This is a genomic window from Paenibacillus sp. Soil750 (assembly GCF_001428045.1).
Lineage (GTDB): Bacteria > Bacillota > Bacilli > Paenibacillales > NBRC-103111 > Paenibacillus_E > Paenibacillus_E allorhizoplanae.
Genome location: NZ_LMSD01000025.1, coordinates 45,489 through 59,124, shown reverse-complemented (window position 1 = coordinate 59,124; position 13,636 = coordinate 45,489). Strand labels below are relative to the sequence as shown.

Genomic DNA, 13,636 nt, shown 5'->3' with positions numbered 1-13,636 from the left:
TAATAGATAATATCGTAGGGTTTTTACGTGTTTACGGTTTCATATATGTATCCTACGAATGTCGAAAAACTTCTCTTTTTTTCAAACACATATTTAAAAAACTGACTTCAACAATCTATATAATATTCTGCATGCTAGCGGATATACGGCTTATGATCCGAATGGATTTGCAGATACGGGGTACTCCGCTGCAGCTATTTACTCCGCAGATATTGAAGCGCTGTGAGTAGACCGAAATTTCAAAGATAGTTAGGTAATGAATATATACGGATAATTCACAAGTACGTTACGATACTTCCGTGCTCAAGAACCTTATTAGATTGTACTGACGAAGGTTATTCTTTACAGCACTTACTATAGAAAGGATCGTGGTCGAACATGTTGGATGTGAAGGCTTACGGAGCTGTCGGTGATCTATCCATACTGGACAGTCCATCGTTTCAGGCGGCGATAGACGAATGTCACCGGATTGGCGGAGGGACGGTTAACGTTCCCGCTGGCGAATATTTAATTGGAAGTGTCGAACTGAAGAGCGGTGTCTTGCTACATCTAGAAATAGGCGCTACGCTTTGGGCTTCGACGAATCGTGCTGATTATCGAGAAGACTGGTCTGGCGTGTACGAGAGCAGGATTTTGTTTAAAGCGACGAATGCAGATTTATTCGGTATTACAGGGAAAGGAACGATTCGGGGGTTCGGGACAGAGAAGTTCGGCTCTTGGTGGGGAGTACCGCAGCCGCCTGATCTGCGGGTCTGCACCTGCTTCTTCGATAATTGCCGCTCGGTCACGTTGGAGGATATTCGTATTCGGGACAGCTCGTTTTGGACCGTTCATTTAAAACATTGCGATACGGTATATATCAGCCGCATTTCGATACAGAATTATCGCTATCATTTGAATACTGACGGTATCGTACCAGACAGCTGCCGCCATGTTTTCATTTCAGATTGTCACCTATCGACAGGTGACGATTGCATCCCAATAAAAAGCACGGAGCAAGAGGCGTGCGGGCCAATCTTCGTGACGAATTGCATCCTAGAGACACCGAATACAGCCATTAAGCTAGGAACGGAGACGTACGGGAATATCAGCGATATTACTTTCAATCATTGCACCATTCATGCATCGATCGGGATCGGCTTCTTCGTCAAAGACGGAGGCAGCGTAGAGAGAGTGCGAATGAGTGATATTACGATTGAATCAGCAGACTTGTATCATATCAAGCCGGTATTACCGCTGTTCATCGATATCGAGAAGCGGCATGCTGACTCAAAAATGGGCAGTGTGAGAGATATAGCATTTCGCGATCTCTTCATTAATACGCAAAGCACAATTGTTGTTCAAGGAGCACCGGACAGCTTGCTCGATAATATTTCATTTCAAAATATAACGATGCGCATTACCGGTTATACGCCTTACAGCAATAGAAATAAACCCATTACGGGCAAAAGGATGCTTAAAGAGCAGCGGGATACTGAATTTATGATCAAGCCCGCCTATATGACGATTGCGTATGGAAAGAACGTGAGACTTGATCATATTCAAGTTTTCGAATGCACAGAAGCGGCCGAGCATAGGCGCCATAAACTATGTCTCGCATATTCGGAGAATGTTCTCTACGATCACGCGCCTATTGAAGCGGGAGGTAATGAGCAATGGATCGGATAAAGGATGAAGTGTTGAGAGCAGAGCGTCTAACAAACGAAGACGGTCATTATTTTTTCGGTTATTATGACACGCCGGCATGGAGCGGAAACGATCGGTATCATCTATGCCATAGAGTCGCCTTTTGTGATCGTCTTCCGCTTGCGGAAGACCGAGCCGAGCTTGGTTTTATCGATTTGCGGAATAACAGCTTCACCGTCATCGGAGAAACAACGGCATGGAACTTTCAGCAGGGCAGTATGCTGCAATGGCATCCCGCGTATCCGCAGGACACGGTTATATTTAATCAGAGGAACGGTAGCGTTTATGAAGGTATCGTGCTGAATATATCAACGGGTAAGTCCTATCCCTTGGAAAGGCCGGTTGCTAATGTCGATCCGACTGGTCGATATGCAGTCAGTATCAATTTCCCACGCATGTACGATTTTCGACCGGGATACGGGTATGCGGGAGAAATAGACGCTTACTCGAACGTCCCCCATCCGGAAGATGATGGTATCTATCTGATTGACCTGTTGTCAGGAATCAGTCGGCTGACAATTTCTTTACAGCATTTATGGGAATTTACCAAATCGTATTTTCAAGGTGAGGATAGAAAAATATTGATCAACCATATCACCTTTAACACGGACGGCTCACGTCTTGTCGCTCTGGTGCGCTGTTTCCCTGATAAAGATAAGGTGTGGAAAACAGCTGTTGTGACAATGAATACGGACGGTTCCGATTTATTCCTGCTTGCCGACTATGGCTATGCGTCTCATTATCATTGGCGGGACCGCGAGCAATTAGCTATCCATGCTGGTGAATTGGCGACCAATCCTGAGGGAGAGCAGCTATATGTGTGGAAAGACATGAAGCGTGAGGCAGCGACGATTGATAAGTCTTTTTTTCTAAAGGATGGACATTGCAGCTACTCCCCGGATCGGCGGTTCATGCTCTATGACAGTTATCCAGATAGCGATTCGTATAGACATTTGTATATCTACAATCTACAAACGCAAAAGGGAATCAAACTCGCCTCGTATTATTCGCTGCCTGAACTGGACGGTGATATCCGCTGCGATTTACATCCCCGTTGGAATCGAGAAGGCACGTGTATCTCATTCGATTCGACGCATGAAGGACAGCGACACGTCTATCAGATGGATTTAGCTTCAATCCTAACGAATGATAATTAGGCTAACTAATGATAATCGAGTTCGAAACAGCGCTGTCTAGCATGTCGTTGTTCAAAGAGAATATACGGATAATCTTGAATCCGGCTATAGTGAGCTTGCAAGCGTTTAATTACTCGACAAGGTGGTGTTATAGGTAGTGCAATTGGAGTTAGGTAAGTATCGTTGGCTATATCTCATGATGATTCCCGGTATCTTATATTTTATTATTTTTCGTTACTTGCCGATGCTCGGTAACATAATCGCTTTTCAAGATTATCAGCCGTTTCTCGGGTTTTCGGGTAGTCCTTGGGTGGGGTTCAAGCATTTCCACAGGCTATTTACGGAAGATACGTTTCTTGTGTTACTCCGAAATACTTTGATGTTGTTTGTGTATGGATTTGTATTTGCTTTTCCAATTCCAATCCTTCTCGCACTCATGTTAAATGAAATCCGAAAGCAGTTTTTTAAACGATTTATTCAGACGGTTATTTACTTACCGCATTTTCTTTCTTGGGTTGTAGTGGTTTCGCTGTCCTACCTCATGCTGACGACGGAAGGTGGGATCGTTAACAATATGTTGGTTTCGATTGGCGGCAATAAAATTAACTTTATGCTCGATGCCGGATGGTTCCGACCGTTATATACGATTCAGTCTATTTGGCATGATGCGGGCTGGGGCACGATTATTTATCTAGCTGCCATAGCTGGTGTGGACACGAGTCTTTATGAGGCAGCAGAGATTGACGGAGCAAGCAGACTACGCCAAATTTGGCATATTACTTTGCCAGGCATACGCAATGTCGTTGTCATTCTACTCATTCTTAAAGTAGGGGATATCATGGATCTTAGCTTTGACCATGTGTTTTTGATGTCGAACTCCATGAATCGAGGTGTGGCGGATGTATTCGATACGTACGTCTATAATGTCGGGATTCTAGGTGGTCAATTTAGCTACAGTACAGCAGTGGGTCTATTCAAATCGGTAGCGGGTCTGATTATGGTGTTTCTCGCAAACCGCTTGGCCAAAAAGTTCGGAGAAGAGGGTATATGGTAATGGAACAGACGAAACCGACAGCCACAGGAAACGTATCTTTGCCAATCATCGCGTCCAAGAAGCGTTCGGGAAACCTGCTATTCGATGGGATTAACTATTCCCTCCTACTTCTTTATGCATTAATTTGTTTCATTCCGATTTTGCATGTCTTTGCAACATCTGTCGCGGATTCTTCTCAGTTGGCAGCGCATTCGTTTCTTCTTATACCGACAAAATTCAGCTTGGATGGATTCCGGTTTATTTTTTCCTCCAACACGTTGCCAAGAAGCCTCCTGAATACAATATTCATTACCGTGCTGGGGACCGCACTTAATGTTATTGTGACATCGTTAATCGCTTATCCGCTATCGAGAAAATATTTAAAAGTTCGAAATCCAGTTATGTTGATGATCTTGTTCACCATGCTGTTCAGTGGCGGGCTGATTCCTAATTTCTTACTGGTAAAATCGATGGGGCTGCTGAATTCCTACTGGTCGTTATGGCTTACCGGGCTAGTTAGTCCTTTCATTTTAATCATACTTAAAAGCTTCTTTCAGGCACTTCCAGATGAATTGGAGGAATCAGCGAAGATCGATGGCGCGAGCGACCCCGTGATCCTGTTTCGCATCATTCTGCCTTTGTCGCTACCGGCCGTCGCAACGATTTCTCTTTTCTATGCGGTGGGTCATTGGAATACATTCCTATCGGCGATTCTGTATATGAATGATCAGGCCAAATGGCCAATTCAGGTATTGCTGAGGCAAATCGTGACGGTCAGTACGGCCGGGATCGGGGATGACGAGTTCACTTACATTCCACCTTCGAACATCGTTCGTGCGGCTGTTATTGTTGTGGCGACGCTTCCAATCTTACTCTTATATCCGTTTCTGCAGAAATATTTTACCAAGGGCGTTCTACTCGGTTCGGTTAAAGGATGATGTTGGCATGGCTTTCGGGAGTGCAGTTCGTCATCATTTAATATATAATTTTAATAGAAAGAGGGTAATGGTAGAAATGAAAACGATTACTTATCAGAAAAAGAGAGCTATGCTCGTATTAGTAGTAAGCACTGCGTTACTAGCGGCATGCAGCGAAGGAACAACAAGTGGTGATACGTCAAAAGCAACCCCATCATCCGCGACTGCGGCACCAGCCACGTCCAGCGCGAAACCAGCTGAAGCGGTAAGTATCTCCATGATGGCCATGTACACCTCGCCAAATGCACCGGCAGCCGATAGTGATGTCATGAAGAAGCTGATGGAGGTTACCAATTCTAAGCTGAACATCAACTGGGTGCCGAACGCGGCATACAATGACAAGCTAACCGCCTCCCTCGCGGCAGGAGATTTGCCTACAATTGTTGTTGCCGATCTCAATCTACCAGCAGTTACCAATGCTGTCGATGCTGGTGTCTTCTGGGATTTAACGCCCTATATCAAAGATTACCCTAATTTGAAGCGCCTTGATGCGGGTGTCCTGAACAATGCTTCCTACAAAGGAAAAAATTACGGGATCTACCGTGCTCGAGATAAAGCGAGAAGTACAATATTTATTCGCAAGGACTGGTTGGACAATATGGGGCTTAAAGCGCCTTCTACGCCGCAGGAGCTGTTGAATACAGCGGTTGCTTTTGGAACTGGTGATCCCGACAAGAACGGGAAGAAAGATACAACCGGATGGGTGATGGATAATGGTGGTTCGGATTTCAAGGCGTTATTGACCTGGCTAGGCGGACCGAACGAATGGGCGGAAGACGGTGGTAAGTTGGTTCCGGCTGTGCTGACACCACAGTACACAGAGGCCCTTAATGCCATGAAAAAGTTATATGACGAGCATGGCGTCAATCAGGATTTCCTACTGGTCGATTCTAACAAGAAGAACGAAATCTTCTATGGCGGCAAAGCGGGTATTTATTATCAGGTGTCTGATTCTACTCGGGAGAAGTCAGTCCAGAAAAATGATCCGAAGGCACAAGTGATTATGATTAACCAATTTACAGGTCCGGCAGGCATCAAAACACGTGGTGAATCCGGCTTTAACTTGATGATGATGATTCCAAAGAAAAACGTAAAGACAGAAGAGCAGCTGCGCCAGGTTTTAGGTTTTATTGATAAATTGGGCAGTAAGGAAGCACAGCTCCTGCTAAACTATGGCATTGAAGGAGTCAACTATACGTTGGACGGCGGACAGGTCGTGTGGAAAGATCAAGATGGCTTCACCAAGTCGACAGGCGCGGGTCCAGGCATCTATAACATGAATATATTGACTGATTTGCTGCCGCAATTAAAATCGAACGATCCGCAAGTCGCTAGATCGACAGAAGTCCGCAGGGAAAATGAGAAGTTTGCTGTGTTCAATCCTGCGGCACCTTATAAATCGGCCACCTATACCACACTCGGCAAGACGTTGGATCAAACCGTCAACGATGCTCAAAGCAAATTTATTCTCGGCGAGCTTGACACAGCGGGATGGAAAAAAGCGGTTGAGCAATGGAAGAGCAGCGGAGGTACCAAGTACATTGATGAAATAAACGCCGCTTATCAGGCGGTTAAGAAGTAGCAAATAATCTACTAGCTAACAATGCCTGGGCTTTTTTTGGACTATCGGACAGAGGTAGCCCCAGTCGTCATAACGGAGGAGTAGCCATGAAGTCTTCTATTGGGTCGGGAAGAAAGCGCATGAACATAGGAGTGTCTCGATACTTTACCAAGCTGCTGGCAATCAGTATATTACTGGGTGCCATTCCGGTTATAACGCTGGGGTTACTTTCCTATGTGATCTCCTCCAATTCGATTAAAGAGAAAGTGATCCGTGGGAACGATTTGATCTTAGCTCAGATTCATCTGCGAACGGAAAGGGAATTAGGTCTGGTTGATAAAATGATGAATCAATTAATGTACTCCACGCTAGTCGCCCAGACGCTAAACAAAACCGTTACCCAACATGACTTTCAGGCAGTGGGGCAAATTCAACAGGAAATTTCTTTTATGCAGTCCTATGAGCTTGGGATCTCGGATGTCGTGCTTGTCAATCTTCAAAAAAATTGGTTGATCAGCAGTGGAGGCCGTTTTAACAGTTTTACCTACTATTCAGATCCAACGCTTTTTTCTCGCTATACGGAAGCAGGCCAGCAATTTAATCGGTACTACCTATCCGACAAAACCGTCACGGTCGTTGAAAGGCTGCCTCTGCATTCAGCCAATCCTATTGCCTTGTTGCTCGTCGACATTTCGCTTGATGACCTTGATGCCATCCTTGCCAAAAATAAAGAGTTTGGCGAAATGTTCATTATGGACGAAGACCGAAATTTTGTAGCTGGAACGAGCTCGGATTCGCATCTACAAGGTGCACTCGACACTGCTGTGGCGCAAATCGGCAATCTTGAAAATGATAAGGCTGTTACTGCCCAACTGAACGGCAAGCCATCTGTAATTATTCCCTACCGTTCAAGCTACAATAATTGGTTGTATTTGTCGGTTATCTCGTTAGATGATATTTCGATAGATTCAAGGGAAATTGGCCGGTACACGATTTATATTTGTACGGGAATTTTAATTCTCACCTTCCTGGTCTCGCTTTACAGCTCACGTGTGATTTATTCACCTATCAAAAGATGGTATGGCGTGCTCCGTGATCTAGTGTCGGGCTCGGACAAAGGGAACGAGATTGACATTATCAGCGGAAAGTTGAAGTCATTGCTTCACTTACGGCAGCAAATGGGCGAACAGTTGAAGCAGTTTTTCGTAACCAAGCTCCTACTAGGCGAATGGCGCCGTAATGAAATTGAAGAGATGATGAGGAGCTACAATTACCCAACCAATTTGAAGCAATATATGGTGCTTGTATCGGAAATCGATACCCTTGAGGGGACCGGTTATACAGAGCAGGATCGCTATTTGTTAATGTTTGCAATCAGCAATATTGCAGGTGAGATCGTTCCGGCTCATGAGCGCTTCGAGACGGTTGTGATTAACCATTCGCAAGTGTTGATCATAGGGAGTGAGGGCGACGACCCTCAGGAGGCTCGACTTCTGGCTTTTGAACGTGCGATGGACATTCAGCAAAAGGTGAGAGCGTTTTTGCGCTTGCCTTTAAGCATCGGTGTAAGCAGGGTGCATACAGATTTAAAGGAAATACCGATGGCTTACTTAGAAGGGGTAGAAGCCCTCAAATACCGAATTCGCTATGAGCAAGAATCGCTGCTTTTCTTCGACGATGTTCAGCCTAACCGAGAGCTGCCCCCTATTTTTCCAATGCAGATGGAGAATGAGTTAATCGATTCAATTAAATTAGGCAATGAAGAAGAGATTCGGCAGAAGCTCAGCGGATTGCTGCAGGAAATTTACAAGAATGCGGCTAACCATCGGGATTACCAAATCTTTGTGGCGAGACTTCTTACCGATCTGCTTCGACTGCATCAGGAAATAGGTGGTGTTATGCCATACGACGGAACGGTTTCGTTATTTGAAAGATTGTTTGAAATTAAGACGATTCCGGAAATTGAAGGTTGGTTTATGCAAATGTTGATCGCGCCAGTCGTCAAGTTGATTGGTGAGCAAAAAGACAAGGCGCATCATCGCATCTCCAAAGAAATCTGTACGATGATTAACAACGAAGCAGAGACTAATCTTACATTGGAACTATGCGCAGAGCGGCTAAACTACCATCCTGTGTATGTCAGTCGTGTATTCCGACAAGAAATGGGCATTAATTTCGGCGAGTATCTTGCTAAAGTACGTCTAGGCATCGCGAAACGATGGCTGCGGGAAACAGATATGACGATTAATGAGATCGGGCAGAAGCTGCATTTTAGCAATTCCGGCAATTTTATTCGCTCATTCAAAAGTTCGGAGAACATTACACCCGGCAAATATCGAGATCAAACGAAACAGTAAAGTTACCGCCTAAGGAGGTGGTTCTTACATGTAAATTGGCCATTTGAAAAGGAGGGATTATGTTGGATAAATTGTTCATTGTAGGGGACAGCATATCCATCGATTACGGGGTCTACTTGGAGCCAATGCTGGAAGGGAGAATGATTTACGATCGCAAGAAGGATCGGGATTCTATTAACGAAAACCAAGATCTCCTCGAGGCGATGAGAGGTGCAAACGGTGGGGACAGCGGTATGGTACTTCAATATTTATCTTATCTCGTAGCTAATCGTCTGTTCGATCATGACATATTGATGCTGAATTGCGGACTGCACGATGTGAAACGGAATGTATCGACGGGTGAGTTGCAAATTCCATTAGCGCAGTACGAAGCCAACTTACAGGCGATTCTACACCTCATGCAGCCTCTTCCTGTTCGCATCGTTTGGGTGAGAACCACGCCTGTCGATGATGTCATTCATGAGGAGCGGATGAAAAAATTTGCAAGGTGGAATCGCGACGTCATTACCTATAACGGCGTTGCTGATCGGTTGATGGAGGCTGCTGGCGTCCAATCTATCGATTTATACAGCTACACATTAAGCCTAGGCGATGGCTACACGCTGTTCAGCGACCACGTGCACTACAATTCGGAGATACGCATGCGGCAGGCTGCATTCATTGCCGGCTTCTTGCACAATATTCGATAACGAAGCTCATAACGCGCAAAACGTACTAGTTTGTTAGGATCCATCATAAAGGAGGAACTACTGAATGAGTAACGTGTTGAAAAGTCGATTATGCAAGCTCATCATGTTTTGCTTGGTATTGGGTTATCTCCCGTTAGGCATGGCGAAGCCTGCCGCAGCCTATGGGAATGGAAATTTGCTGAACGACGGGTTTGAAAGTGCAACAGGTTCAGGCATTCTCATCTTTAACAATTGGAAAATCGATTCGACGGGGTCAAAGGCTACAAACGGCAGTCCGGCGGGTTCGACTTATGCCCATTCCGGCAACAATGCCTTGAAGGTATCGGCAGGTTCGGGCAGCCAAAAGACGCCGGCGCAGCAATTCGTGTCGGTCATTCCCGGTCAGACCTACAACATTTCCTTTTATATGAATGTAACGGCTTGTACGAACTCGGCCTCATCGACGGGAATGGTCGTCCGGTTTTATGACAAGGCAGTGCCGGATAACTTCTCCACGACCGGGTCCACAACCGTCGGTTCGGATGTCGTCGTCGGATCGGTTACGGGGACGACGACATCTGGATACACATTGTATCAAAATAACTTCACTGTGCCCGCAAACGCGAAATATATGCGGATCTACGTGTTCTCCAGCAGTGCCGTCAGCGGCAGCATGACCGCTTATGTCGATGATATCAGCCTCGTGCAAACCGGTGGTACGGCACCGAGCTCCGTGACAGGCGTCACTTTGAATAAGACGTCGACGTCGATTGAGAAGGCGGGTACGGAAACACTGACCGCCACGGTAGCGCCATCCGGCGCACCGCAGGCCGTCGTCTGGAGCAGCAGCAATTCCTCTGTCGCTACGGTCGATGCCAACACAGGGCTTGTCACCGCAGTGAATACCGGAACGGCGACGATCTCAGCCACGTCTACGACAACTACGCCGCCGAGCACAACCCCTGCGGTGTACACCGCTTCGGCTCAAGTGACGGTGACGGCCGGAATGCCTACGCCGGTTTACGGGTTGACGCTGACGCCATCTTTTAATTCCATCAGTGCTTATATTGCAGGCGGGCGAGATGATCTGATCCGTCACCTATATTATAAGAAGACAACGGACACGGTATGGAAAAATGCACTGGATCCCATTTATATTCCAGGCAAGGAGATTTTCTCAGGCAGTATTGTGAGGTTGGATGAGAATACGTCCTACGATGTCAAGTCGGATGTGTACTACGGAAGCACACTGATAAAATCTGAAACGGGAACGGTTCAAACCTGGACCTCCAACCCCGTGATCGCGCAGACGATTTCGGTATCCAGTTTGTATTCGAGCGGCGGGTTGGTCATTAACGGGCTGACCGGAACGAATAGCGGTTGGATCAAAATTGTTAACGATACAGGGCTCACCATCGATGCCGGTACGCTGACTCAGAATGCTGTTACAGTTACGAATACGGCGTATACGATTCTGGATGGTTTTATTGTTAAAGGTGGCAGCAAGAATGGGATCTACCTGGACAGCACGGATCACGACGTCCGGATTACGAACGCGGATATTTCCGGCTGGGGGCGCACGGCAGTTGATACCGTGCATACGGCTGCACAGTTGGCTCATATCGGTAAAAGTGATGTAGGTTACGGCACACCGATTGATGCGCAAGGAGATATGTTGGAAGGTGATGCCGGCTTCCGGATCGAGGACGCAAAGAACATCGTTGTAGAACGCAGCTATGTGCATGAGCCGAGAGGCTATGCCAATCCGTGGGGCGGTGTCACCTCGGATGGGCAAGTGTTTAGCAATTCTCATCCTCAAGGACCTGAGGCGATGTATCTCCGAAGCGCAGGCGGTATGGTAGTCAGATATAACGATTTCAGTGGAACGGATGAGTACCACCGCTACAATGACGTGATCAGCGGCTATTATAATAATGCGGAGAGCGGTGGCTTTTATAAGGATGCAGATATCTACGGTAATTTCTTCGGATATGCCAATGATGATAGTGTCGAATTTGACGGAGGACAATCGAATATTCGGGTGTTCGACAATCGGTTCGAGATGAGCTATTCCGGCACTAGCTTTGCTCCGAACATGGTTGGACCGAGCTACGCGTTCAATAATGTGTTTCATAATCTGAATGATTATCGAAGAACAGGTACGGGGTCGGTCGTCAAATTGGGTGGCAACAGCAGCACCGTGTACAAAGGTGAGACGTGGTTTTTCAACAATACGATTTATGCCGTTCCCAAAGCGATTACAGGCAGCAGTACGCCGAAGAACTGGTATGGCGGTACCCGGAATAATCTCATTGTGGTGATGAGGGATCTCACCAAGGGCTCGTCTAATTTTTACAACATTGAGGATAATAATCCGTCCGTGAACCCCGGCACGAATTTCGATTATGATGCCTTGGGACGCAGCACGGATGGGGATGGATCCGGGGATATTTATGCCAATCCCGGAGCTGAAGCTCATGGCCTGTTCAAAATTGGCAAGATGACGAATCCGGATGCAGGTGTCTTTACACCGACGGCTTCTAGCATCAACACGGCAAGGGAAGTTAACGTTGTGGATAAAGGAACAATCGTGAATAACTTTGCGGATGCGTATGCTGGTGCGTCTCCTGATATCGGGGCTTTCGAGCAAGGGGCGAGCAGCTTGTTCCCGAAACGGCCGATCCCGTTCCAATCAGATAAGTATTTGGTCAGCATCCCAGAAACAAGCAACTCAGCTACGTTTACAATCTCGACAGGCACACTTAGCGGATCCGGCAGTTATACGATTCGACGTAATGCAGAAGAAGATTGGTATTCGGTTACGCCATCCACGGGAACCTTCGGAAGCAACACTTCCGTAACGTTTACGGTTAACGTGGACCGCACGAAAGCTTCATTTAACCGGGCTGTCGAATACTCGACGCTGTTTGTGAGGTTGGCCAATGGCTATTCGGTACCGATTACCATCAAAGCAGAGAATACAGCCGTTACGGTGCCGCTAGGGCAAACGATCCAACTTAATGCTACGAAGCCATATCCGAACACTGCAAATCTGAATGCGAATTGGATATCGAGCAGTTCGGCGGCTGCGCTTACCTCATCGTCGGTGACCGACGTATCGTCTGTTAACGTCACTGGCATGTATGCTGGTACAGCAACAATTACGGCAAATAGCTCAGTTAATGGGGTCAACCAAGCAGAGTACAGAGTGCGCGTGCCGGCGATGCTCGGTGACCTGCAGGTGAATGGGCAGTCAGTTACGGGGTTCAATCCGGGTACGTACAGCTACACTGTCGCACTGCCGGCAGGCTCCGGCGTACCGACAGTGTCGGCGGCATCGCTGGATGCCAGCTCAGCTTCGCCTTCTACGATTACGTATGACTTAGCAGCGAATCTGCCTGGTAACGCAGTCGTAACTGTGACGTCTTCCGATGGCACGACGAGCAATACGTATACGCTTCAGTTTACAGTATCGTCTGGCTCTGGCTCAGTATCCCCTGTGGGGTACTGGAAGCTTGACGAGACATCGGGAACCGTCGCATCGGATTCCTCAGGCCATCTTTTGAATGGAACCTTGATTAATGGCCCCGTATGGACAGCAGGCAAGATTGGAAACAGCCTGGATTTCGATGGTACGAACGATGAAGTCGATTTGGGAACTCCCACTGAACTGCAATTTACGGGCGCCATGTCTCTGGCCGCCTGGGTCTATATCGACAGTTACGCGAGTGAGGGCAGAATCATCTCGAAGGAGAACGGCTCCAATTCCAGATCTTGGAGTCTGTATATGAATTCCGGAGGCAAAGGTGTCTTTCAGATCGCAACCGGTGCAACTTCTTCCATAAGTGTGGTGACGGCAGGGACGCTGCCGGTTGGCGAATGGGTTCATCTGGCGGGCATATTCGAGCCGGGAACTGCGTTAAGGATCTACGTCAACGGCGTGTTAAGCAGCTCCAATCTGAGTTCAATACCGTCTACCCAATATAACAACAATCAACATGTGTTTATAGGAAGAAGGCCGGATTTTTCGAATGCCTTTAACGGCAAAATTGACGAAGTGTATGCTTTTAACAATGCATTGACGAGTACGGATGTTGCTGCGCTTGCAGGTAACTAGGGGACAACACCGCAATTCATAATGGTTTCTAGCTTTGGAACCAGCCACGCCAGTCGTCAAGATGTCGTGCAACGCATCGACACTGGCGCTAAAGGTTCCAA

General features: G+C 46.9%; 8 protein-coding genes. All 8 read left to right on the top strand.

Annotated elements, in window-relative coordinates; genetic code table 11:
* Nucleotides 1–378 precede the first annotated feature (378 nt).
* The 8 genes from ASL11_RS23295 (at nucleotide 379) to ASL11_RS23260 (ending at nucleotide 13,535) form a co-directional block, all read left to right on the top strand.
* Nucleotides 379–1,668 carry a glycoside hydrolase family 28 protein gene (locus ASL11_RS23295; protein ID WP_056620359.1) on the top strand — a complete coding sequence of 430 codons (1,290 nt, stop codon included), beginning with the start codon at nucleotides 379–381 and terminating at the stop codon, nucleotides 1,666–1,668.
* A complete protein-coding gene (locus ASL11_RS23290; protein ID WP_056620358.1) occupies nucleotides 1,656–2,843 on the top strand; it encodes a hypothetical protein in 1,188 nt (395 codons plus the stop codon). The genes ASL11_RS23295 and ASL11_RS23290 overlap by 13 nt, the downstream gene beginning before the upstream one ends.
* A gap of 136 nt (nucleotides 2,844–2,979) precedes the next feature.
* Nucleotides 2,980–3,876 carry an ABC transporter permease gene (locus ASL11_RS23285; RefSeq protein ID WP_056620357.1) on the top strand — a complete coding sequence of 299 codons (897 nt, stop codon included), beginning with the start codon at nucleotides 2,980–2,982 and terminating at the stop codon, nucleotides 3,874–3,876.
* Nucleotides 3,876–4,793 carry a carbohydrate ABC transporter permease gene (locus ASL11_RS23280; RefSeq protein WP_056620356.1) on the top strand — a complete coding sequence of 306 codons (918 nt, stop codon included), beginning with the start codon at nucleotides 3,876–3,878 and terminating at the stop codon, nucleotides 4,791–4,793. Before ASL11_RS23285 ends, ASL11_RS23280 begins: the two co-directional genes overlap by 1 nt.
* Nucleotides 4,794–4,869: 76 nt before the next feature.
* Nucleotides 4,870–6,414 (top strand): extracellular solute-binding protein, encoded by a 1,545-nt coding sequence (locus ASL11_RS23275; RefSeq protein ID WP_056620355.1) that lies wholly within the window; start codon nucleotides 4,870–4,872, stop codon nucleotides 6,412–6,414.
* 119 nt (nucleotides 6,415–6,533) lie between these two features.
* Nucleotides 6,534–8,750, top strand: a complete 2,217-nt coding sequence (locus ASL11_RS23270) for a helix-turn-helix domain-containing protein (RefSeq protein ID WP_162261676.1) — start codon at nucleotides 6,534–6,536, stop codon at nucleotides 8,748–8,750.
* Nucleotides 8,751–8,809: 59 nt separating this feature from the next.
* Nucleotides 8,810–9,439: an SGNH/GDSL hydrolase family protein gene (locus tag ASL11_RS23265; RefSeq protein ID WP_056620353.1), complete on the top strand. Its 630-nt coding sequence runs from the start codon at nucleotides 8,810–8,812 to the stop codon at nucleotides 9,437–9,439.
* A 64-nt stretch (nucleotides 9,440–9,503) separates the two neighbouring features.
* Nucleotides 9,504–13,535: a LamG-like jellyroll fold domain-containing protein gene (locus ASL11_RS23260; protein WP_056620352.1), complete on the top strand. Its 4,032-nt coding sequence runs from the start codon at nucleotides 9,504–9,506 to the stop codon at nucleotides 13,533–13,535.
* The last annotated feature ends 101 nt before the right edge of the window (nucleotides 13,536–13,636 follow it).